The organism is Mycobacterium sp. SMC-21 (assembly GCF_045310825.1).
GTDB lineage: Bacteria > Actinomycetota > Actinomycetes > Mycobacteriales > Mycobacteriaceae > Mycobacterium.
In genome coordinates, this window is the sequence record NZ_JBJIAO010000035.1 from 32,259 (window position 1) to 55,025 (window position 22,767).

Annotated in this window: 21 protein-coding genes and 1 pseudogene; 7 read left to right on the forward strand and 15 right to left on the reverse strand. The window is 67.2% G+C overall.

Annotated features, from left to right (window positions below):
- Position 1: 1 nt before the first annotated feature.
- Positions 2-766 carry an SDR family NAD(P)-dependent oxidoreductase gene (locus tag ACJH6H_RS24020; RefSeq protein ID WP_212812748.1) on the forward strand — a complete coding sequence of 255 codons (765 nt, stop codon included), beginning with the start codon at positions 2-4 and terminating at the stop codon, positions 764-766.
- Between the two features lie 32 nt (positions 767-798).
- The gene (locus ACJH6H_RS24025) at positions 799-2,016 is read left to right on the forward strand and encodes an AI-2E family transporter (protein ID WP_406775951.1); all 1,218 of its coding nucleotides are present in this window, start codon (positions 799-801) and stop codon (positions 2,014-2,016) included.
- Here ACJH6H_RS24025 and ACJH6H_RS24030 read toward each other — a convergent pair.
- A complete protein-coding gene (locus ACJH6H_RS24030; RefSeq protein ID WP_209840947.1) occupies positions 1,943-2,599 on the reverse strand; it encodes a DUF4245 domain-containing protein in 657 nt (218 codons plus the stop codon). The two genes, ACJH6H_RS24025 and ACJH6H_RS24030, sit on opposite strands and share 74 nt — an antisense overlap.
- Before the next feature lie 127 nt (positions 2,600-2,726).
- On the opposite strand from ACJH6H_RS24030, the gene glpX reads away from it, so the two are divergent.
- The 3 genes from glpX (at position 2,727) to ACJH6H_RS24045 (ending at position 5,715) form a co-directional block, all read left to right on the forward strand.
- Positions 2,727-3,755: a class II fructose-bisphosphatase gene (gene glpX, locus ACJH6H_RS24035; RefSeq protein WP_135355678.1), complete on the forward strand. Its 1,029-nt coding sequence runs from the start codon at positions 2,727-2,729 to the stop codon at positions 3,753-3,755.
- Positions 3,756-3,783: 28 nt separating this feature from the next.
- Positions 3,784-5,190, forward strand: coding sequence for a class II fumarate hydratase (locus ACJH6H_RS24040; protein ID WP_406775952.1), 1,407 nt, complete (start codon positions 3,784-3,786; stop codon positions 5,188-5,190).
- A 165-nt stretch (positions 5,191-5,355) separates the two neighbouring features.
- Positions 5,356-5,715 carry a hypothetical protein gene (locus ACJH6H_RS24045; protein ID WP_406775953.1) on the forward strand — a complete coding sequence of 120 codons (360 nt, stop codon included), beginning with the start codon at positions 5,356-5,358 and terminating at the stop codon, positions 5,713-5,715.
- 200 nt (positions 5,716-5,915) lie between these two features.
- Here ACJH6H_RS24045 and ACJH6H_RS24050 read toward each other — a convergent pair whose 3' ends face one another.
- From ACJH6H_RS24050 to ACJH6H_RS24085, 8 genes are all read right to left on the reverse strand, one after another.
- Positions 5,916-6,785 (reverse strand): polysaccharide deacetylase family protein, encoded by an 870-nt coding sequence (locus ACJH6H_RS24050; RefSeq protein ID WP_406775954.1) that lies wholly within the window; start codon positions 6,783-6,785, stop codon positions 5,916-5,918.
- A gap of 86 nt (positions 6,786-6,871) precedes the next feature.
- Entirely contained in the window at positions 6,872-8,185 is a 1,314-nt protein-coding gene (locus ACJH6H_RS24055; protein ID WP_029104718.1) for a PhoH family protein, read from the reverse strand.
- Positions 8,186-8,375: 190 nt separating this feature from the next.
- Positions 8,376-9,197 (reverse strand): acyl-ACP desaturase, encoded by an 822-nt coding sequence (locus ACJH6H_RS24060; protein WP_406775955.1) that lies wholly within the window; start codon positions 9,195-9,197, stop codon positions 8,376-8,378.
- Positions 9,198-9,290: 93 nt separating this feature from the next.
- Positions 9,291-11,753, reverse strand: coding sequence for a hypothetical protein (locus tag ACJH6H_RS24065; protein ID WP_406775956.1), 2,463 nt, complete (start codon positions 11,751-11,753; stop codon positions 9,291-9,293).
- A gap of 191 nt (positions 11,754-11,944) precedes the next feature.
- Positions 11,945-13,153, reverse strand: a complete 1,209-nt coding sequence (locus tag ACJH6H_RS24070; protein WP_346415198.1) for a helix-turn-helix domain-containing protein — start codon at positions 13,151-13,153, stop codon at positions 11,945-11,947.
- 144 nt (positions 13,154-13,297) lie between these two features.
- On the reverse strand, positions 13,298-14,782 hold the full coding sequence (locus ACJH6H_RS24075) for a glycine hydroxymethyltransferase (protein ID WP_346415199.1): 1,485 nt from the start codon (positions 14,780-14,782) through the stop codon (positions 13,298-13,300).
- Positions 14,783-14,791: 9 nt separating this feature from the next.
- Positions 14,792-15,292 (reverse strand): hypothetical protein, encoded by a 501-nt coding sequence (locus tag ACJH6H_RS24080; protein ID WP_346415200.1) that lies wholly within the window; start codon positions 15,290-15,292, stop codon positions 14,792-14,794.
- 9 nt (positions 15,293-15,301) lie between these two features.
- Positions 15,302-16,534, reverse strand: coding sequence for a DUF885 domain-containing protein (locus ACJH6H_RS24085; protein ID WP_346415201.1), 1,233 nt, complete (start codon positions 16,532-16,534; stop codon positions 15,302-15,304).
- 63 nt (positions 16,535-16,597) lie between these two features.
- Here ACJH6H_RS24085 and coaA point away from each other — a divergent pair, with 63 nt between their 5' ends.
- Positions 16,598-17,536 carry a type I pantothenate kinase gene (gene coaA / locus ACJH6H_RS24090; protein ID WP_133425516.1) on the forward strand — a complete coding sequence of 313 codons (939 nt, stop codon included), beginning with the start codon at positions 16,598-16,600 and terminating at the stop codon, positions 17,534-17,536.
- A 62-nt stretch (positions 17,537-17,598) separates the two neighbouring features.
- On the opposite strand, the gene ACJH6H_RS24095 is transcribed toward coaA, so the two are convergent.
- From ACJH6H_RS24095 to ACJH6H_RS24110, 4 genes are all read right to left on the reverse strand, one after another.
- Positions 17,599-18,000, reverse strand: a complete 402-nt coding sequence (locus tag ACJH6H_RS24095) for a hypothetical protein (protein ID WP_346415202.1) — start codon at positions 17,998-18,000, stop codon at positions 17,599-17,601.
- Positions 18,001-18,091: 91 nt separating this feature from the next.
- A complete protein-coding gene (locus tag ACJH6H_RS24100) occupies positions 18,092-18,511 on the reverse strand; it encodes a hypothetical protein (RefSeq protein WP_020099207.1) in 420 nt (139 codons plus the stop codon).
- A gap of 128 nt (positions 18,512-18,639) precedes the next feature.
- Positions 18,640-20,004: a hypothetical protein gene (locus ACJH6H_RS24105; RefSeq protein WP_406775957.1), complete on the reverse strand. Its 1,365-nt coding sequence runs from the start codon at positions 20,002-20,004 to the stop codon at positions 18,640-18,642.
- Positions 20,005-20,025: 21 nt separating this feature from the next.
- Complete coding sequence (locus ACJH6H_RS24110; protein ID WP_346415204.1) at positions 20,026-20,823, reverse strand: (2Z,6E)-farnesyl diphosphate synthase; 798 nt, start codon at positions 20,821-20,823, stop codon at positions 20,026-20,028.
- A gap of 116 nt (positions 20,824-20,939) precedes the next feature.
- Here ACJH6H_RS24110 and ACJH6H_RS24115 point away from each other — a divergent pair, with 116 nt between their 5' ends.
- Positions 20,940-21,662 (forward strand): hemolysin III family protein, encoded by a 723-nt coding sequence (locus ACJH6H_RS24115; RefSeq protein ID WP_020099204.1) that lies wholly within the window; start codon positions 20,940-20,942, stop codon positions 21,660-21,662.
- A 52-nt stretch (positions 21,663-21,714) separates the two neighbouring features.
- On the opposite strand, the gene ACJH6H_RS24120 is transcribed toward ACJH6H_RS24115, so the two are convergent.
- Positions 21,715-22,077 carry a nuclear transport factor 2 family protein gene (locus ACJH6H_RS24120; RefSeq protein ID WP_133425511.1) on the reverse strand — a complete coding sequence of 121 codons (363 nt, stop codon included), beginning with the start codon at positions 22,075-22,077 and terminating at the stop codon, positions 21,715-21,717.
- A gap of 10 nt (positions 22,078-22,087) precedes the next feature.
- A pseudogene (locus ACJH6H_RS24125) lies at positions 22,088-22,690 on the reverse strand (hypothetical protein); the annotation flags it as partial.
- Positions 22,691-22,767 lie beyond the last annotated feature (77 nt).

The window sequence follows — 22,767 nt, forward strand, 5'->3', positions numbered from 1 at the left end:
AGTGAGCACACAGCGCAGCGCCCTCGTCGTCGGTGGGGCATCCGGTATCGGCTGGGCCACCGCCCAAGGACTGGCCGCGCAGGGCTACCGCGTCACCATCGCCGACCGGAACGCCGAACTCGCCGAGGCCCGCTCCGCCGAACTCGGCGCACCGCACACCGCCGTCGCCGTCGAGGTCACCGACGAAGCGTCCGTCGCTGCCGTCTTCGAGCAGACCGGGGAGCTGGACGCCGTCGTCAGCTGCGCCGGGTTCTCGACCTTCGGGCTCATCGTCGACATGCCGGTCGAGGACTTCCGCGCCGTCGTCGACTGCTGCCTGACGGGGTCGTTCATCGTCACCAAATACGCCGGCCAGAAGTTGCGTGAGGGTGGGTCGCTGGTGTGCATCTCGTCGCTCAACGGCCGCCAGCCCGCCATCGGCATGAGCGCCTACAGCGCCGCCAAGGCCGGCCTGTCGATGCTGACCGAGGTGGCCGCATTGGAGTTGGGCCCCAAGGGCATTCGCGTCAACGCCGTCGCCCCCGGTTTCGTGACCACTCCCCTGACCGAAGGCGCCGCGATGATCCCCGGCGTCGTCGACGAGTACGTCGAGAACACCGCGCTGGGCCGCGCCGGCACCCCCGAGGACATCGCCAACGCCGTGCTGTTCCTGTGCTCGGAGCAGTCGTCCTGGATGACGGGCGAGGTTCTCGACCTCAACGGCGGCGCGCATCTCAAGCGCTACCCCGACATCATGAGCCACCTCCTCAAGCTCGCGTCGGGGTAGCAACCGGCGGCAAATCCGTCAGAATCACCGTCATGGACACCGAATTCACGGTCACCCAGAAACGGGCCCTCGCCGTCGCGACGGTCCTGGCGGTCGGATTCGGCGCGTACTTCCTGCGCGGGCAGTTCATGCTGGTCGTCGTTGCCGGGGTGGTGGCCTACCTTTTCACCCCGTTGTTCCGTCGGCTGTCGAAGCGGCTGAGCACCGGCCTGTCGGCCACCCTGACCCTGCTGGCCGCGCTGCTGGTCGTGGTCGTGCCGATCAGCGGGGCCGTCGCCATCGGCGTCGTCCAGATCACCGCCATGATCCGCAACGTGTCGCAGTGGGTGAGTCGTAACGACATGGGCGCGCTGGGCACTCGGGCGCTGCAAGCCGCCAACGACCTGCTGTCACAAATCCCCTACCTGCACCACGTGACCCTGACGCCGGAGTCGGTCCAGAAGTGGATCATCACGTTTGCGCAGCGCGCGGGCGAGTGGGGCCTGAACGTGCTGCAGACCGCCGCGGGCGGACTTTTCGGCGCGCTCGCCGGTGCCGTCATCTTCATCTATGTGTTCATCTCGCTGCTGGTCAACGGCGATGACGTGGTCCTACTGATCCGGCGGCTCAACCCACTCGGCGAGGACGTCACCGACCTGTACCTGGCCAAGATGGGCGCCATGGTGCGCGGCACGGTCCTCGGCCAGTTCGTCATCGCACTGGCGCAGGGTGTGTCCGGCGCGATCTCGATCTACATCGCCGGCTTCCACGACGGCTTCTTCATCTTTGCGATCCTGCTGAGCGCTCTGTCGGTGATTCCGCTCGGTGGTGGCATCGTCAGCATCCCGTTCGGCATCGGCATGGCACTGTTCGGCAACATCGGCGGCGGCCTGTTCGTGATCCTGTTCCACATCCTGGTGGTCACCAACATCGACAACGTGCTCCGGCCGATCCTGGTGCCGCGTGAAGCCCGGCTGGACTCCGCCCTGATGCTGCTGTCGGTGTTCTCCGGCATCGCGATGTTCGGCTTCCTGGGCCTGGTGATCGGCCCGGTGCTGATGATCGTCGTCGTCACCACCATCAGCGTGTACCTCGCTGTGTTCAAAGGTGTTCCGCTGACCGAACCCGAACCCGACGAACCTCGCGCGCCGGGCCGCATCGCCCGGCTGATCGCCACGATGCGACGGAAACAACCCGCTACGGCAGTGGCTGCGCCTTCTGCGTCGCCTCTGCCAGAGTCCGATAGTCCGCCGGACTCGCCGACCCACTGACCGCGACCTGGGACGGGCCCGTCGGGCCGTCAAGCTTGGCGGTCCAGATCGGCTCTGTGCCCTGCTGGTCCTCGCCGGCCCCCTCGTACACCACCCAGTGCACGCCACCCAGGTCCTGCGCCCCCGTCGGATACATGCCGCTGTGGATCGAGGACACCAGCTTCTCCTCGTCAGCGTTGCTCTGAGTCAGCGCGACGAACATGCCGGAGGCGGTCAGATAGCCGACCCTCGACATCAGCGCCCGCGTGGGTTGTTTGGTGACGGGATCGGTGCGGCCCGCCTCGATGGCGCCGCGCGACCCCGAATTGGCGTGCCAGCCGGACGGCAGCTCCGGGATCCGGATCGGGATGTGCAGCGCGGCGGCGTCGGCCTTGAGCGCGGCCGGGGCGTCGTACTGCGGCGCCGGGCCTTTACCCGGCCCCTGCGGCGCGAACGAACACATGCCGAGCATCCCGGCCAGCGCAACACACGCCACCACCAGAGGGGCGATGGACCAGAACATGTCGCGGCCGTCCTGCAGCAGCCGGTCCTTCGCCGGGCGCGGCACCGGCACCGACTGCCCCTCGGCGACCGCGTTGGGCACGGCGGCGGGCCGCCCATCAGATGCGGCGACAGACTGGTCGTCGGGTTCCGGCGATTGAGACGTCACAGGGCTCAGTATCCCAACTCCCGACCGCACACCAACAAATGGCTAATGGGACAATCGGCGCATGACGCCTTCGCGCCGAGAAGCCCCAGACCGCAACCTCGCCCTCGAACTGGTCCGCGTGACCGAAGCCGGGGCCATGGCCGCCGGCCGCTGGGTCGGCCGCGGCGACAAGGAAGGTGGCGACGGTGCAGCCGTCGATGCCATGCGTGAGCTGGTCAATTCGGTCTCGATGCGCGGCGTCGTGGTAATCGGCGAGGGCGAGAAGGACCACGCCCCGATGCTCTACAACGGCGAAGAGGTCGGCAACGGCGACGGTCCGGACTGCGACTTCGCCGTCGACCCGGTCGACGGCACCACCCTGATGAGCAAGGGCATGCCCAACGCCATCTCGGTGCTCGCAGTCTCCGAGCGCGGCACCATGTTCGACCCGTCGGCCGTGTTCTACATGAACAAGATCGCCGTCGGACCGGACGCAGCCGACGTCATCGACATCACCGCACCCATCGGCGAGAACATCCGCCGCGTCGCCAAGCGCCTCAACGAGTCGGTGGCCGATGTCACGGTGTGCATCCTGGACCGCCCCCGGCACGCCCAGCTGATCAGCGAGGTCCGCGAGGCCGGTGCGCGCATCCGCCTGATCTCCGACGGCGACGTCGCCGGCGCCATCTCGGCCTGCCGCCCCGAGTCCGGCACCGACATCCTGGCCGGTATCGGTGGCACGCCCGAAGGCATCATCGCCGCAGCCGCCATCCGCTGCATGGGCGGCGCCATCCAGGCCGTCCTCGCGCCGACCGACGACGACGAGCGCCAGCGGGCCCTGGACCGCGGCTACGACCTGGAGCGCGTGCTGACCACCGAAGACCTGGTCGCCGGCGACAACGTCTTCTTCTGCGCGACGGGCGTCACCGATGGTGACCTGCTCAACGGTGTGCGGTACTTCGCCGGCGGTTGCACCACGCAGTCGATCGTGATGCGCTCGAAGTCCGGCACCGTCCGGATGATCGAGGCCTACCACCGGCTGTCCAAGCTCAACGAGTACTCCGCGGTGGACTTCACCGGGGATATTTCCGCCGCACACCCCCTGCCGTAATTCGTTTCACCTCAACCAAAGGGAGCACATGTCCGACAACGATGTCGAGTACCGGATCGAGCACGACACCATGGGCGAGGTCCGGGTTCCGGTCAACGCCCTGTGGCGCGCGCAGACACAACGCGCCGTGGAGAACTTCCCCATCTCGTTCCGCGGCCTGGAGCGCACCCAGATCCGCGCGCTGGGTCTGCTGAAGGGCGCCTGCGCACAGGTCAACAAGGACCTGGGCCTGCTGGACCCCGAGAAGGCCGACGCCATCATCGCCGCCGCCGGTGAGATCGCCGACGGTCTGCACGACGACCAGTTCCCCATCGACGTGTTCCAGACCGGCTCGGGCACCAGCTCGAACATGAACGCCAACGAGGTCATCGCCTCGATCGCTGCGCGCAACGGCGTCGAGGTCCACCCCAACGACCACGTCAACATGTCGCAGAGCTCCAACGACACCTTCCCCACCGCCACACACATCGCGGCAACGGAAGCCGCTGTGCGCCACCTGATTCCGGCCCTCGAGGTGCTGCACGAGTCGCTGGCCAACAAGGCCCGCGCGTGGCGCACCGTCGTCAAGTCCGGCCGTACCCACCTCATGGACGCCGTGCCCGTCACCCTGGGCCAGGAGTTCGGTGGTTACGCACGTCAGATCGAGGCCGGCATAGAACGGGTGCGCGCGTGTCTTCCTCGTTTGGGTGAGCTGGCCATCGGCGGCACCGCCGTCGGCACCGGCCTGAACGCGCCCGACGGCTTCGGCGCCAAGGTTGTCGAGGTGCTGGTGAACCAGACCGGCATCGCCGAACTGCGCACCGCTGCAGACTCTTTCGAGGCCCAAGCCGCCCGCGACGGACTCGTCGAGGCGTCCGGTGCCCTGAAGACCATCGCGGTGTCGCTGACCAAGATCGCCAACGACGTGCGCTGGATGGGCTCGGGCCCGCTGACCGGCCTCGGCGAAATCCAGCTGCCGGACCTGCAGCCGGGTAGCTCGATCATGCCGGGCAAGGTGAATCCTGTTCTGCCCGAAGCGGTTACCCAGGTCGCCGCGCAGGTCATCGGCAACGACGCGGCCGTCACCGTCGGCGGCCTGTCCGGCGCCTTCGAGCTGAACGTCTACATCCCGATGATGGCCCGCAACGTGCTTGAGTCCTTCACGCTGCTGTCCAACGTCTCGCGGCTGTTCGCGTCGAAGTGCATCGACGGCCTCGTCGCCAACGAGGACCACCTGCGCACGCTGGCGGAGTCGTCGCCCTCGATCGTGACGCCGCTGAACTCGGCCATCGGCTACGAAGAAGCCGCCAAGGTCGCCAAGGAAGCCCTCAAGGAGAAGAAGACCATCCGGCAGACGGTCATCGACCGCGGCCTGATCGGCGAGAACCTCTCCCTGGCCGAGCTGGACAAGCGCCTGGACGTGCTGGCCATGGCGAAGGTCAAGGACGGCGAGTAGTTCTCAGCCGCAGAAAGTGCCCTCTTCTTCGGAAGGGGGCACTTTTTTTGATGCCCTCCCGAGGCCTCTTCTCACATCGCAGGTGAAGCGAATGTGAACAGCTCCTTACTGGACAGATACTGCCGGGAAACGGGATTCGACCCGTGCGTTTGCGATTGTGTTGCAATGACGGCCGAGCTGACCGATTCGCACCGAGGTGCCCGGCTGGACGCCGTCCCGTGCATGACACACGGCCGCTTCCACATGCCGCACACGCACGCCGGCGAGCGGCTGCCCAAACCCCAGGCTGAGGTCCTCAAACTCGTGACGACATCACCGGGTCAACGGAATGCCGATGTCCTGCAGGCCAGGCTCTTCATCGAACTACTAGAGGACGAGCTGGCCGAGTTGCACCTGCAACTGGCGGTGACCGAACGCCGGGCGGCCAAGCAGGGCGCCGACAAGCATCTCGACGTGCTGCGCGGGCGCATCGCCGAACTCCTGGCGATGGTCGACGCGATCGTCGACCGCTTCCCCACTGCGTAGGGTCCCCTGCACGGCGCCGAACCGGGCAGGAAGTCCGTGCGTTCAATCGCAAGGGCGATGTCCCGGTGGTTTTTGCACTCAGGGACCGTTGGTGGCCGGAAAAAGTACCTGGGTTCAGTCACCGCAGCCGCGGCCCGTCGTGATTGAAGCCACGTACTTCCGATGGCAGCACCTACCTCTGCGGCAGCCGCTCGGCGTACCTACTGGCCGTTGTTCGAGCCGCCGGAGTTGGCGCCCGGGATGTCGGTGATCGGGATGTTGGGCATCGGCGGCGGCGACGGCGTGTTGGGCAGCGTCGGAATCTCCGCCGGCGGGATGTCGGTCAGATCGTTGACCGGCGGGCCGTTCTCCCGGCTGCCGTAGCTCGTGCCCGGCTCACGAGGGCCGATCATGTGGCTGACCGTCACCATGTGATACCCGTTGGCCTTCAGGACCGGGATGAACTGCTGCACCAGATCGACCGTCGATGAGTAGGTGTCGTGGAACAGCACCACCGAGTTCGGCTTGATCTGCGTCATCAGCATGTAGCGGGTGGCCGCGGTGTTGGAGTCGTTGGCCCAGTCGAACGGGATGACGTCCCAGTTGATGTCGGCCAGGCCCTGCTTCTTCGCCTCGGCGAGCACCTGGTCATTGATCAGGCCGCCGGCGGTGCGCACCAGTTTCGGCCGCTGCCCGGTGGCCTTCTCGATGGCGTCGCTGGCCTTGCTGAACTGGCCCGCGATGAACTCCGGCGGGATGGTCGTCATGTTGGGGTGTTCCCAGGTGTGCTGACCGAGCTCCATGCCGGCCTCGACTACGCGCTTGGCGCCGTCGGGGTTTGCGGCGACCTTGTTGCCGATCTCGAAGAACGTCGCCTTCGCGTCGTTGTCCTGCAGGATTTTCAGCAACCGGTCGGTGTACGGGCTGGGACCGTCGTCGAATGTGAGCGCGACGCACTTGTACTTACTGCAGTCGACTTCGTCGGCCTTGGCGACATTGCCGGTCTGACACCCGACCACGACGATCGTCACACCGGCACACACACCGAGGACGGTTCGCCAGTAGGGCCAGGCCTTGCTCTCGCGTCGCACCCAATCACCTTACCGACGCCGCGATTTGTGCACGAAAACCCGTGTTCAGCGCGGAAAATCGTGCACAAATCGCGGTCCGGCTCAGGTCACGGCAGGGTGCCGGGGCTGATCTCCTCGAGCATCTCGGTGACGAGCGCGGCAATCGGCGAGCGTTCGCTGCGCATCAGGGTGATGTGCGCGAACAGCGGGTGGCCCTTGAGCTTCTCGATCACCGCCGCGACACCGTCGTGCCGGCCGACACGCAGGTTGTCGCGCTGGGCGACGTCGTGCGTGAGCACCACGCGGGAACCGGAGCCGAGGCGCGAGAGCACCGTCAGCAGCACGTTGCGTTCCAGCGACTGGGCCTCGTCGACGATGACGAACGAGTCGTGCAGCGAGCGGCCGCGAATATGCGTGAGCGGCAACACTTCCAGCATGCCGCGGGACAGCACCTCTTCCAGCACGGCCGGGCTGGCCAGGCCTTCCAGGGTGTCGAAGACGGCCTGCGCCCACGGGCCCATCTTCTCGCTCTCGCTGCCCGGCAGGTAGCCGAGGTCTTGTCCGCCAACGGCATACAGCGGCCGGAACACGACGACCTTGCGCTGGGTGCGGCGCTCGAGCACCGCTTCCAGGCCGGCGCACAGCGCCAGCGCCGACTTGCCGGTACCGGCCTTGCCGCCGAGGGAGACGATGCCGACGGACTCGTCGAGCAACAGATCGAGGGCGACGCGTTGTTCGGCTGACCTTCCCCGGAGGCCGAACACTTCGCGGTCACCGCGGACCAGCTGCACGCGCTTCTCGGCATTGACGCGGCCGAGCGCGTGCGACGTGCCACCGAGCAGCCGGATTCCGGTGTGGCACGGGAGATCCCGCGCTTCCAGCAGGTCGACCTCGCCGTCGGCGAACAGCGTGTCGATGTCTTCCGGCGAGGCGTCCATCTCGGTCATGCCCGTCCAGCCGGACGTCACGACATCCTGCGCGTGGTACTCGTCGGCAGTCAGGCCCACCGCGCCGGCCTTGACGCGCAGCGGAATGTCCTTGCTGACCAAGGTGACTCGCTTGCCCTCGGCGGCGAGGTTGGCGGCGCAGGCGAGGATGCGGTGGTCGTTGGTGTCGGTGCGGAAGCCCGAGGGCAGCACCGACTGGTCGACATGGTTCAGCTCGACCTGGAGCGTTCCCCCTTGCGTCCCAACAGGAATCGGCTGATCCAGCCGTCCGTGTTCCAACCGCAAGTCATCGAACATGCGCAGGGCCTGCCGGGCGAACCAGCCCAGTTCGTGGTGGTGGCGTTTACCCTCCAGCTCGCTGATGACCACCAGGGGGACAACCACTTCGTGCTCAGCGAAGCGTGTGCATGCCCAGGGATCGGACAGCAACACGGAGGTATCGAGCACGTAGGTACGGACCTGCGAATCAGACACGTGGCGCTCCTCGGCCCGTGCGGCCCCACACGAGTACTTCGGTGGACGCAGCGGTACCTGGACCGGGGCCGGTCCCAATCTCTAATCGGGTACCGCCCGGATAGCAGAGCAATTCGCTAGCCATCACCGGCGACGCTACCCCCGGCGACGGCCGCGCGCTCACTGGCGCGCCGTGCCTGTTTTGTGACGTCTAGATGAACTGAGCGAGCGACGGCTCGTCGCTCAGCCCCCACGCCTTGATGCGGTCCGAGATGACGGTGCGCAGTGCTGCGGCGTCGAAGATGCCGGCGTCAGCAACAACCTGGACCTTGTCCTGGTAGGCGTCGATGTCGGCACCGATGACCTCGAGGCCCGCGGCCCGGGCCGCGATGGCGGCGATGGTCTCGTCGCGGTGCGTCTGCAGCAGGTGCGAGACCAGGTTCGCGAAGAACTCCTCGTGCCGCTCTTCGTCGCGGGCGATACGGCCGGCCATGGCCGCCAGCACCGGCTCCTCGATCTGAGCCTGCAGGTTACGGGTGAAGACGGCATGCGCGCGCTCGAAGAACGCCATGAAGACCAGCGTCTCGATCTGGCTGTACTTGTCGGCCCGGTAGCCCTTCATGACGTGCTCGACGCGCACGTCCTCGTTGGCGGTCGGGTCGATCTGGCGGGTGACGACCAGGTAGTTACGCAGCGCGATGGCGTGCAGGTGCTCCTCGGCGGTCCAGCGGCCCAGCCAGCGGCCCCACTTGTCTTCGAGGATGAAGTGTTCGACCAGCTCACGGTGGTAGCCGGCGAGGTTGTCCTTGGTGATGAGCAGGATTTCCAGCGCATCGGTGACCGGCTTGGGCAGCGTGACGCTGGAGGCGTCCCAGTCGGTGCCGCCGAGGAAGGCGAAGTTCTCGCCCTGCTCGAACGGGACGTAGTCATGGGCGTACCAGGCTTCCTCAGTCGCGAGGTGCCGGGACAGCTCGGTGTCCACCACGGGCTCGAGCTCGAGGGTCAGTGCGTTGGCAACCGGTTTCTCAGCCATGAAAGTAACTGTAACCCGAGTTCACATGTTTTTGAAATCTGCCCCGCACAAATGGGGGCCGGTGTCACCCGGCCCCCATTCGCCCGCAGACGGTTACTTCGTTGTGCCCGAACCTGCGCCTGCGGTCTTTTCTCCGCCACCAGCAGAAGCTGAATTCTTACTTTCGGCGTGCTGCTTGCTGTGTGCGGGTTTGGAGTCCTCCGGGCCACTCGTCTGCGTGGCGCCAGAAGTGCTGGAACCCTTGGCAACCTTGGACGGCTTTCCATTGGCAGGTTTCGATCGCTTCCCGTCCTTGGGCTGCTTGACGTGCGGCGTGCCGTCGGTCTGCTGGTTCTTGCCATTGGCGGCCGCCGGCTTCGCCGATCCCTCGGCCGCCGGGGTGTCAGACGGTTTCGCAGGGCTGCTCGCCGGAGTGCCCGCCGGGTCCGCAGCTGTCGGTGCTGCCGGGCTAGCGGGCTGTGCCGTCGGTGTTGTGTCCGCCTCATGTGTGGTCTTCGCTGTCGGAGTCACGTCCGCGCCGAATGTTGCCGCGGTCGGCGCCGGCGTCCCGGTCGGGGTTTGTGACGTGGGGTTGGCCGCGGGGATCGCGCCGCGCAGCCCACCGACCAGCATGTGCCCTGTGGTGCGGCCGAGGTCTCCGAGCTCCTTGACGACCGTCTTGATGTTGCCCATCGTCAACGGCGAGTAGCTGTCGGCGCGGTTCAGCGCCACCGACAGGTCGTCACGCGCGTTCAGGAAGCCTGCAGTGACGCTGGTGCTCGGGTCGGTCAAGGTCCGGTTGATGATTGTGCCCAAACCTTGGATGCCACTGCCCAGCGCCGCGACCACGGCGGTGATGTTCCCGGAAGCGAGGCCGGCCCGGATTTGGGTGAGGGTCTGGTTGATGAGTAGGTCGCACCGCAGAGCGGACAGGACCATGGGATTCACGATGTCCTGGGCCGCCAACGGAATGTTCTGCACGAGAGCGGACAAGCTGCCGACGGGGTTGGCGAAGATGCCGCGGGCGAGGTCGACGTAGTCCGGGTTGAGGGCAGATTGCGTGATCCGGTCCAGGACGGACGGGACGTTGCTCTGGCTACCGAATATCTCGTTGAACTTGTCGGTGCCGACCGCTGCCCTGATCTGATCGAGCTCCAAATTCGCCGTCGCCCAGCCAGTGGGCACGTTGTTCTGGTTGTGCACGTAATTGAACTCGAACATCCGCCGTTTGAGGCTGGCCGCGTACTGCTGCGGGGTGACGGTCGGGGTATCGGCCGGCAAGTGCAGACGGACATCAGAGATCGGGACTACTTGGGCCGTCACCGCATTGTTGTCGAGCGTGCCGTTGACGTCCTGGAACCGGAGCGTGACGGAGCCGTTGACGACGCCTCCGTTGTCCAGCCAGTTCGCGACGCCGGGGTTCGTGGCGCTGACGACGTAATAGGTGTAACCGTCGTCTGCCTGAAAAATGTTGCTGCCGTTGAGGCTGCTCTGCGCGGTCACATACGGCAGATCCAGCTGCCAGATATTGGTCAGCTGGGCAGCCACGTAGCCGGCCGAAACGGTGGGCACCTTGACCACGAGTGCCTGGTCCGGCTGCAGGTTGAAGTGTCCGATGCTGGTCAATTGCCCCGGCAGAATCGGGCCGCCGACCGCCGAAGTCGTCGGCTTGATCACGGTGAAGGTGTTTTCCGGTACTGCGGCCCAGACCGCCTGAATTCCCTTATTCGTGACGCTGGAATTGAACCCGGAGACATTGTCCGCGACGCCGGCCAACACCGCCGCCACCTGGCTTTCTGACAGCACCGGCAGCTTGAACTGCGACGATGAACTCTGCTGCTTGATGAGGATCGTGTCGTGCGGAATGCCCCAGTCGGTGGTGGTATCGCGCATGAGGATCGTCTGGGCGCCGGTGCTGTTCACCCAGTTGCCCGGTTGCTGGTCCGGACTGATCACCACGGTGTACGTGCCGTCCGCATTCGGTGTGAATTGCGTCAGGTCATAGCTGACACCGGTCGAGATGAACTTCCCGTCCATGATGTTCCCCGACATCGGAACGAAGGTCACCACCTTCGTGCCAGGGCGAGGGGTGATGGTCACCGTGTACGACTCGCCCCGCACGGCCAGCAGCGTGTACTTGTTGTCCGCCGTCGGGTCGTTCGAGAACGGCAGAGGCTCGGCAGACGGCGCGTTCCAGGGGGCGGTGAGAAATTCACCGTTGCGGTCGTAGCCGTTGATCCGGTTCTGTTCATTGAGCGCACCGAAGAGCACGCCCATCGCCAGGGCCTGGGTGTATTGCGGCAACGAACTCACGTCGGACGGTTTGATGAACGGATAGTTGCTGTTGGTGGCGATGATCTGCTGCTGTTGGGCGAGGATCTGATCTGTCACGGCCTGGTTGCTGTCCGCGGCGAACGCCTGCGGGGCGGTCAGCGCCGCGACCATGGCGCCGGCGACGGCGGTCGTGGCGATCCCCCGCTTGGTCCGGGAGCGGCGCCGCGCCGCACGGTTACCGGTTGCTACCGGCTGATCGTCCCCTGCCGTATGCGACCGCCAAGAGTGGCCCAACTCAGACATGCTTCGCCCCTTCGTGATGGGTCTGCCCGGGTTGGCTGACTCAGCGGAACGCCGGGGTGTGATGTGGTGAACAGCTCGACGAAATTGTCGTCCACGTCACGATATGAGCGATCGCTGTGCTGAACCAATGGGTGCTCAGACCAGCGTTTTCGGGCCGGCATGTGCAAAATGCACATCACCCAGCCGCAAGCTCAGGAAACCGGCGCAAGCACCCGTCCGCCGTACCAGCGGCAAATCTCCAGGGCCAGCGCGACCGTCAGGGTGTCGGCGTCCAGGCGCAGGCCGTATTGGTCGACGGACTGTTGGACCCTGAGGTAGACGGTGTTGCGGTGGAACATCGTGCGCTTCGCGGTCTCGGTGTAGCTGCAGTTGGCGGCCAGGAAGGCCCGGATGGTCTCGCGTAGCTGCTCGCACCGCGCGTCGTCGTCCGCCAGCGAGCCGAGGACGGCGGCAACGAACGCCGCGAGGTCGGCCGGCTCGTCTGCCAGCAACGCGACTGAAGCAACGTCGTCGAACAGCACGACCTGCGGTTCATGGGGTGCGGACCGGGCCAATTCCTTGACCCGCGCTGCTGTCCGCGCCGCCGAGCGGAAACCGTCGAGCCCCTCACCGCGCCGGCCGACGGCGACGCGCAATCCGTTGATACACAATCGTCTTGCGAGTTCGTCGTGGTCCACCCGGACGGCCGCCGGCAGACGCAACCAGATGCGCTGTTGCGATTCCCCGCCTAAGACAAGGACGTCATCGACTCCTGGCAGCACCTGACGCAGGACCGTCACTACTTTGGGCAACGCGTCGGCGTCCGCGGTGTCGTCCGCCCATGCCTCGACGGCGAGGTGACTGCCAGACAGCCGGTATCCGAGCGCCGATTCCGCTTGCGCCACATCGGGTTCAGAGTCATTTAGCAGGCGGGTGATCCACTGCCGCCGGATCGCTTCGTCAGTGCGGACACGTTGTGTCAACCGGTCCTCGTACAGCGCGGTGATCTGCTCGGTGACCCGACCGTTGTGCGACCCGCTGAGATTCACCACCTCGATCATGGCCTCGGCCGCCCCGGGTGCATCGGCCGGCATCTCGGCCAGACAGGTGCTGAGCATGCGGCCATGCCCGACGCGGTATGCCCGCAGGATCGCAGTCAGCGGCACACCGTCGGTCACCGCCCGCTCGACGTTGGCGATGGCGAGGCTGGACGGCGAGATGCTTTGTGGGTCAAGGCCGTTCGCAAGCACGTCGAGGAAGAGGTCCAGGCTCTCGGTGGCATTGACAGCGACGATCTCATGGAACGACGGGTCGCTGAGTTCGGGCACTGCGTCCAGGATCTCGGCGATCACGCCCTTGACGAAGGCATATTTGTTCTGGGCGAAATAGTCGATGATCGCGGCCAGCACCTCACTGCCCATCTGCCACCTCCTCGGCCGCAGCTCAGGCTACCGAGGTGTGCGCCGTGCACATCGGCTTTCTCGCCAAGCGGCACACACGAAAGTGGGGCCTATGACCGAGAATCTCGCGATCCTCCGGCCACAGGCCCCACTTTCGGCGTCAAATCAGAGCGTCAGACCCGGGTACAGCGGGTTGGCGTCGAGCATCTCGGCCGAGGCCGCGCGGACGCGGTCGGCGGTGCCGTCGGCCAGCGTGTACTTGGCCTTCGACGGGCCGTTCGGGCCGGCGTCTGCCGAGGCGTTGTTCAGCACGTCGACCACCAGCTCGGCGACCTTGTCGAACTCGTCGGCGCCGAAGCCGCGCGTGGTCAGCGCGGGGGTGCCGAAGCGGATGCCGCTGGTATACCAGGCGCCGTTCGGGTCGTTCGGGATGGCGTTGCGGTTGGTGACAACGCCCGCGTCCAGCAGCGCCGACTCAGCCTGGCGGCCGGTCAGGCCGAACGACTGCACGTCCAGCAGCACCAGGTGGTTGTCGGTGCCGCCGGTGACCAGCGTCGCGCCGCGCTTGAGGAAGCCCTCGGCGAGCGCCTTGGCGTTGTCGGCGACGTTCTGCGCGTAGCTCCGGAACTCGGGCTGACGGGCCTCGGCCAGCGCCACGGCCTTGGCGGCCATCACATGCGACAGCGGTCCGCCGAGCACCATCGGGCAGCCCTTGTCGACGGCCGGGGCGTATTCCTCGGTGGCCAGCACCAGGCCACCGCGCGGGCCGCGCAGCGACTTGTGCGTCGTCGTGGTGGTGACGTGGGCGTGCGGCACCGGGTCCTCGTCGCCGGTGAACACCTTGCCGGCCACCAGACCCGCGAAGTGGGCCATGTCGACCATCAGGGTGGCGCCGACCTCGTCGGCGATCTCGCGCATCTTGGCGAAGTTCACGCGGCGCGGGTAGGCCGAGTAGCCGGCGACCAGCACCAGCGGCTTGAACTCGCGGGCGGCAGCGGCGACGGCGTCGTAGTCGATGAGGCCGGTCTGCGGGTCCGTCCCGTAGCTGCGCTGGTGGAACATCTTGCCCGAGATGTTGGGGCGGAAGCCGTGCGTCAGGTGACCGCCGGTGTCCAGCGACATACCGAGCAGGCGCTGGTTGCCCAGCTTGTTGCGCAGCTTCTCCCAGTCCTCTTCGGACAGGTCGTTGACGTGCTTGGCGCCGAGCTCGGCCAGGCCGGGGGCCTCGATACGGGTGGCCAGGATGGCCCAGAAGGCAACCAGGTTGGCATCGATGCCCGAGTGCGGCTGCGCGTAGGCGTAGGGGGCGCCGAACAGCTCGCGGGCGTGCTCGGCGGCGAGGGCCTCGACGGTGTCGACGTTCTGGCAGGCGGCGTAGAACCGGTGCCCGACGGTGCCCTCGGCGTACTTGTCGGAGAACCAGGTGCCCATGGTCAGCAGCACGGCCGGCGACGCGTAGTTCTCGCTCGCAATCAGCTTCAGCGAACTGCGTTGGTCGGCAAGCTCTTTGCGCGTCGCGTCGGCGACGCGGGGCTCAACCTGCTCGATGACCCGCAGCGCCGCCTGGTAGGCCTCGCTGGCGGTGGCGGCGTACCCGGCACCCAGGCCGGACGAGGCAGAAGCGCCCGATACAGTCGAATCCAAGGTCATGCGTTCAGCCTAATAGGGCCGGTCGTGGCCGTTCACCTGACCCGGGCCTGGATATCCCGTGGGTGGGTGAGGCGGCTGGACGGGCGCGAGGCCTTTGGTGAGCTTGGAGAACAGCACGCACCACGCGACGGGTCCGGCAATGACGCAGGCCGACCAGAGCAGCTCGCTCACCGTTTCCGACCAGGACGGCTCGCCGAGGAGTTTCATCAGGATCGACGACGTGGTGCCGCTGTCGCCGCCGTCTGCGCAGAACACGCCGAAGCCGAACATCGCCGACCACACGGCCACCTGCGCGCGGGTCTGGGCAGGGGTCAGCTCCCGCCCGGGTAGCTGCCGGATCATCCTGGTCGTCATCGTCAGGCAGATCAGCAGCACCGGCGAGACGAGGACGACGAATACCGTCATCCAGCCCAGCTGGACGAACAGTCCCCGCCCGACCGCCATCCACACCACCAACAGGACGTTGAGTGGCATGGCCTTGCCCGCGCTGTCCCGCGGCAGGGTCCACACCGTCGGCGCCTAATTCCGCAGGGACGACGGGATCAGTGGCTCGTCGAGCAGGCGGCCGAACCGCGCGGTGAGGCTGACATCGGCGGGCCGGGCATCGAGCCAGCCGCGCAGCAGCCGGTAGCCCTCGACATATGTCGACGTGTAGGCGCGCCACAGCGGCGACGACAGGAACCGCATGGACTGCCGGGCCCGCTCCGGGCTCGTCAGCAGCCAGCGCTGCAGGAAGGCGACCACGTCGTCGGCGTCGCGGTGCTCGTCGTGCAGCATCAGCGCGGCGTCCTGGCGGACGTCGGCGAGGGCCGCGCTGGCCTGTGAAATCGCTTCTGCGCGTTCGCCATCGAAGCGCAGGCCCAGGTCCTGGTAGATCTCGGCGGCCCAGGCGCCCCAGTTCTCGGGCACCGCGGCGTACAGCGCCAGGTCCGCCAGGCCCTCGGCCATCAGGCACTGCGGGGTGTTGACCAGGAAGATCGTCTGCTCGGCCTGATGTTGACCGGCTACCAACCCGAACTCTTTGCGGCAGTGCTCGGTGTGGTGGCCCGGGTACGACTCGTGCGCCACCAGCCGCGGCAGGTTCGACATCTGCTGCTTGAGGTCGGCGTTGACCGCCACCGTCGACCGGTAGTTGCCCTCGTAGTAGTTGAAGCCCGACCACGGCTTGTCGGTGACGATCTCGTAGTTGATGGTCTCGGAATCGGGCAGCGGGAAGTCGACCCGGACCCGGTCGCGCAGCGCGGACGAGAACGCGTGGATGCACTCCTCGAGCCGTTCGGGCGGAATCTCCTCGCCGGACCGGTGCGCCTGCATGCGCTCGACCAGCGGGCCGCTGCCGCCCAGCGCCTCGTCGAGCAGTCGATGCGCCTCGCGGTAGCGGTCCTCGTCGCCCTTGGCGATGGACACGTCGAAGTAGTCGCGGACCTCGTCGACGAAGCCGACGTCCTCGCCGGCGAACTTGCGCCCCGCGCAGTCCAGGGCCCGCAGATGCGCCTTCAGGTAATCCGCACGCTGCGGGTCCAGCCCGGAAGCATCGACCTCGCCGTGCAGCCGGCGGGCCTGGCGGGCCACCGCCGCGGGGTCCGGCGCGGGTTCGTCGGCGACCTGCTGCCGCAATGCCGGGTCGCCGGTGAACGAGTCGACGTAGCCCTCCTCGATGCGGTCGAACCGCAGACCGAGCAGCAGGTATTCGCGGATCAAGCCGTCGGCGACGGTGTCGGGAACCGGCAGCGAGATATGCCCAGCGCTCATACCCGCCCACGTTAGCCGGTACCCCCGCGTTCATCGCCCGGCAATGACTGCAAGACTGAGCACATGCCGCGGCCGAGCGAGCCGAGTCCCTACGTCGAGTTCGACAGGCGCCAATGGCGCGCGCTGCGTATGGCGACTCCCCTGAAACTCACTGCTCATGAGCTGCTGGGCCTGCGCGGTATGGGCGAGCAGCTCGACCTGCTGGAAGTCGAAGAGGTCTACCTGCCCCTGGCCCGTCTGATCCATCTGCAGGTCGCCGCCCGGCAGCGCCTCTTCGCCGCGACAGCGGAGTTCCTCGGCGAGCCGCAGCAGAATCCGGACCGCCCGGTGCCGTTCATCATCGGCGTGGCCGGCAGCGTCGCCGTCGGCAAGTCGACGACCGCCCGCGTGCTGCAGGCGCTGCTCGCCCGGTTCGGCCACCACCCGCGTGTCGACCTAGTGACCACCGACGGCTTCCTGTACCCGAACGCCGAGCTCCAGCGGCGAAAGATCATGCACCGCAAGGGCTTTCCCGAGAGCTACGACCGTCGCGCGCTGATGCGGTTCGTCACCGCGGTCAAGTCCGGCGCCGATCAGGCGTCCGCCCCGGTGTACTCGCACCTGATCTACGACATCGTGCCCGGCGAGAAGGTCGTCGTCCGGCACCCCGACATCCTGATCATCGAGGGCCTCAACGTCCTGCAGACCGGACCGGCCCTGATGATCTCGGACCTGTTCGACTTCTCGGTGTACGTCGACGCCCGCATCGAGGACATCGAGCAGTGGTACGTGTCGCGGTTCCTGGCGATGCGGGCGGGCGCGTTCGCCAATCCGCAGTCGCACTTCCACCACTACTCGACGCTGACCGACGAACAGGCCATCTTCGCCGCCCGCGACATCTGGCAGTCCATCAACCTGCCCAACCTGATCCACAACATCCTGCCGACCCGGCCCCGGGCGACGCTGGTGCTGCGCAAAGACGCCGACCACTCCATCAACCGGCTGCGCCTCCGCAAGCTCTGAACAGGGATTTGTGCACGATTTTCCGCGGTCGGCGCGGAAAATCGTGCACAAATCCCTCAGGGTCAGGCGCGACGGACGCCCTGGTACTGCAGCTCCGCCATGGCCAGCGTGTAGACGGCGCTGACGATCATCATCGCCACGCCCGTCGTCGTCAGCGGCCAGACATCATCGATGACGGCCAGCACCGCGGCGATGGTGAACACCACGTTGGCGATCGCCACCGCGATGCCGGGACGACGCACCGCGGCCAGGGTCGACAGCCCGTAGACGCCGACGCCGTAGCCGACGAGGACGGCGGCCAGCACGTAGACGGCGGGCCGCGGGATGCCGGATTCCGCTGCGATGGCGCCGGCCGCGGCCGCCAAGATGACGCCGCCGGTGCCGCTGATGAGGGCGTCGGCACGCAGGGCCAGACGCAACAGACGGTCGGAGCGGACGCGGGCGGGTGCGGTGGTGGTGGTCATGAGTTTCCTTTCGGTGGAGGGGGTGGAAGGCCGGCGCGGGGACGTCAACTGCAACCTCTTTCAGCGACGCCCCCGCCCGGCGGGAAGGGAGTCACGCCAGACGGCGCACTCCGAGGTATTGCAGCCAGGCGCAGCCGAGGCCCACGGCCATGACGGCCAGCACCAGGACGTTGCCGGCCGCGGTCAGCGGCAGCACCCCGGAAGCCAGCACGCCGAGCACCGCGACGGTGCCGATGAGATTGCCGATCAGCACGCCGGTCCCGACGCGCCGAATCCTGGGCACGGCGGCCATGACGTACAGAGCAAACCCCCAAACGACCAACACCGCGCCGATGATCCATTCGGATGTCGCCGAGAGCCCCGACAAGCGGGACAGCGGGTCAGCGGTGAACGCCATCAGCAGGCCGGTGAGCGAGCACAGCGTGCCGTCGACGCGGAGGGCGAAACGGAGCAGGGAATCGGAACTGTCGGACAGTGGGCGGGTGTGGAGCCCGGGGTTGATTGCGGTCATGGCGGTCGCTCCTTGCGGTGCCGGTTGGGGACACCCACGACACTGCTCGAACCGGGCCGCCCGGTCTGCACCAAACGCTGCCGATTACTGCCAGGCACTGCCAACCGCAGGTCAGCGAGGTGAAGTGCCTAGGTCAGCGTCGACACCGGGGTACCGCGCAAGTCGGCGGCGATGACCCGCGCCGCCGCGTTCTGCCAGTTGTGCAGCGACCGCTGCGGCACTTCGGTGACGAACCACTGCCAGGCCTGGCGCGCCACCGGGTCGAGCCCGGCCGCGGTGGCGTTCTGCGCGTAGGCCCGCACCCCGACGACGTACGGGAAGTACAGCGAGTTGTAGTAGCGCCACTGCTCGGTGGTGCCGAACTCGCCGCCATCCCGCGGCTTGAGGGCCGCGATGCGGTCGGCCAGCAAATCCTTGAGTTCGTTGGCGCGCTCCAGCGGCTGGTCGGGTGCGCCACGGCGGGCCAGTCTTTCGTCGATCACGGGGAGGGTCGTCAACGGTGACGCGACGAGCTTGGAGAGGTCGGCGTAGTGGCCGAGTGCCCGCCGGGTCAGGCGGACGAAGGTCTCGTCGTCGACGTGGTCGAGCGGGTTGGTGGCGCGCAGCGGCAGTGCCGCCTCGGTACGGCGCAGCGCGGCGCGGTCGGCCCGCAGATCGGGCTCGCGGGCGAAGGCCAGCCGGTCCAGCAGCCCGGACAGCGGATCGGCCAGCACGTTGATGGCGATCGCCACAGCGAGGCTGGTGAACAACAACACCATCAGCGCCAGGTGCTCGCCGGTGACCGCCAGGCCGATCAGCACCTGGCCACCGAACAGCACCGCCACCGCCATGCTGCCGACCAGCGAGCGACGCATCCCCGCGCGCAGCGCCTGCCCCTCGTCGAAGGCGTCCCACCAGGCCACCGCGATACCGAGCAGCAGCACGTCGAAGGCCGCCGACGCCAGCACCAACCAGCTCGGCAACAGCCCCAGCGGAATCAGCAGAATCGCGTTGCCGAGCCCGAAGAACAACGTCGCCGCCACCACCGGCGGGACGATCTTGCGCGACGACGCACCACGGCGCAGCCGTCGTACCGCCAGCACGAGCGCACCGAACGCCGACAGGGCGATGGCCCCGACCATGACCCAGTGCCCGGGGCTCAGCGGCGGGTGCACGCCACCGGAGATCCCGGCGCCCACCAATGCGATGGCTGCCACCGTCGCCACCGCGACGAAGCCCCACCGGCTCCGCGCCGAGTCGACGGGCCGGGACAATTCGAGCAGCACGGTGAGCCAGGCGATACCGGGCAGCACGGCCAGATACGCCTCGATGTGACTGAGCGGGCCGGTCGGTGCGTCGCCCGCCAGCCGGACGGCGTCGACCGCGACCACCACGGCGAAGCTGCACAACCCGACCGCGGACCACGCCAGGATGGGCTTGCGGGGATCGCGCGCCAGGAGATACAGCCCCAGCCACCAGCTCAGGGCGAAGACCACTGCCGACAGCGCAGCCATGGCTTCAGTCTGGCACGAACGCTATTTCCCGTAGCGGCGGTTCCGCAGCGTGTAGTCACGCAGGGCGCGCAGGAAGTCCACCCGCCGGAAGGCCGGCCAGTGCGCATCGGTGAACCACATCTCCGAATACGCGCTCTGCCACAACAGGAATCCGCTGAGCCGCTGCTCCCCCGACGTGCGGATGACGAGGTCGGGGTCGGGCTGGCCCGAGGTGTAGAGGTTCTCGGAGATGCCGTCGACGGTCACCGCCTCGATGAGTTCCTCGGCCGTCGCACCGTTGGCGAGCTCCTTGCTCAGCAGGGTGCGGACCGCATCGGCGATCTCCTGGCGGCCGCCGTAACCGACGGCGACGTTGACGTGGAACGAACCGTCACCGGTGTGCTCGGCGGTCGACTCGACGGCGTCGCGCAGCCGCTTGGCCGGTTCCTCACCGAGCAGCTCGAGGTCGCCGACGGTCCGCACGGTCCAGTTCTTGTCGGGCGCGCAGATCTCCTCGACGACGTCGGTGATGATCTCGATCAGCGGCGCCAGCTCCTGCGGGTCGCGCTGCAGGTTCTCGGTGGAGAGCAGGTAGATCGTCGCCATCTCGATGCCGGCCTGCTGGCACCAGCGCAGCACCTCGGCGATCTTGGCGGCACCCATGCGGTAGCCGTAGCTGACGTCGTCGTGACCTGCCTCACGGGCCCAGCGCCGATTGCCGTCGCACAGCACCGCAATATGGCGTGGCAGTTGCGCTTTCGAGTGCGCAAGCTCCTGACGCAGCCGCAGCTCGTAGAGCCGGTATGCCGGTTCCTTGAGGCGCGGGGGAATGATGTCCACGAGAAACCAGACTACTGTGGACTTCTGGGTATCCCATGGCTGTTAGTGGAGGAACGTTGACCGCTCCGAGCAATACAGATCCGGCTGCCTCCGAGCGGGCTGAGGCACCGTCGAACATGACCAAGCCGTACCGTGCCGCCGCGGTGCTCCGCCATTCGGAAACGCTTCCCGACGTGGTCGTGGAAAGCGTCGTCGAGTTTTTCGGCAAGCCACGCGCCCGCGGTTGGATCCACGTCTACTCGGCGGTCGTTGCGTTCTTTGCCGGCGCTGCACTGGTTTCCGTGTCGTGGGCCATGCAGGGCACGCGCGCCGGATTGGCGACGTTGCTGTACACCTTCACCATCGTGGCGATGTTCACCGTCAGCGGCACCTATCACCGGGTGAACTGGAAGTCGCAGAACGCCCGCATCTGGATGAAGCGCCTCGACCACTCGATGATCTTCATCTTCATCGCCGGCAGCTACACGCCGTTCGCGCTCCTCGCGGTCCGCACCGACGGCTGGCTGTTGTTCTGGATCGTGTGGAGCGGCGCGCTGGCCGGCGTGGCCCTGAAGATGCTTTGGCCGACGGCACCGCGCTGGCTCGGTGTGCCGCTGTACATCCTGTTGGGCTGGGTGGCGGCGTGGTTCATCGGCCCGATCCTCGACGGCGCGGGCGTCACGGCCGTCGTGCTGCTGATCGTCGGTGGCGCGTTGTACTCGATCGGCGGCGTGCTCTACGCGCTCAAGTGGCCCAACCCCTGGCCCCGGACGTTCGGGCACCACGAGTTCTTCCACGCCTGCACCGCGGTGGCGGCCATCTGCCACTACATCGCGATGTGGTTCGCGGTCTTCTCCTGAGGGATTTGTGCACGATTTTCCGCGGTAGGCGCGGAAAATCGTGCACAAATCGCTAGAGCTGAGTGACGTTCGCGGGGCCCCAGTACGCCTTCATCGACGTGATCTTGGCGTCGGCGTCGAAGTTCATGGTGCTGATGATGTCGATGCGCATGGCACTGTTGACGGTCAGGCTCCAGTAGAACGCGGCCTCGTGGCCGCAGACACGCAGGGTGTGCAGTTCGTGGGAGTTCTTCGTGCCGGCGATGTTCGAGTAGAAGCCGTGAATCGTCTGACGGCCGACGTGCACCTCACCGCCGACCGGGTCCTCGATGGCGGCATCGACGGCGTACAGCTCCGCGATCCCGTCGGCGTCGGCGACGTCGACGAGGTCCAGGTAGCGGTTGACGTTTTCGGTGATCTGCTCAGCGCTGGGCATGCGCCGCACGCTACACGGCCGCCCCGAGGGCAGCGGCGAGATCCCCCGCCGTCGTCACCGGCAGGTCGCACACCTGGCCGCGGCAGACGTATGCGGCGTCCTGGCCGTTCACACGGCCACGCCCGTCGAGCAGCACCGACGACCCTTCGGCACCGCCGACGACGATGGCGCCACCTGGTGCGAATCTGCGTGCCGCACGGAGCAATTCCGAATCCGGCCCGGTGCTCGCCACCGCGATCTGGATGGGGCCGCGGACGGCCGCTTCCGTGACCGCCAGCCAGTGGCCACCGCCGCGCGGCGAACGGGCCAGGATCGGGGTCGCCGCCGCCAACGTGGCAGCGGCCGCGTTGACGTACCGCTCGGGTTCGGCGGCGAGGTGCGCGAACGTCAGCAGCGCCTCGGCGACCAACGACGCGCCCGACGGCGTCGCCCCGTCGACCGGGTCGGCGGGGCGCACCAGCAAGGCCTCAGCATCGTCGGCGGTGTCGAACCAGCGGCCGCCACGGTCGGGATCGGTGAAGTGCGTGAGCGCGGTGTCGAGGAGGGAGTGCGCGGCAGTCAGCCAGGACGGGTCGCCCGTCACCTGATGCAGCGTCAGCAGCCCCGTCGCCAGGAGCAATTGTCAATACCTGTGGATCGGGGTGTTTCAGGCGACCTCCGTTTCGGTGTGTTGATCGCCGTCTGACGGTG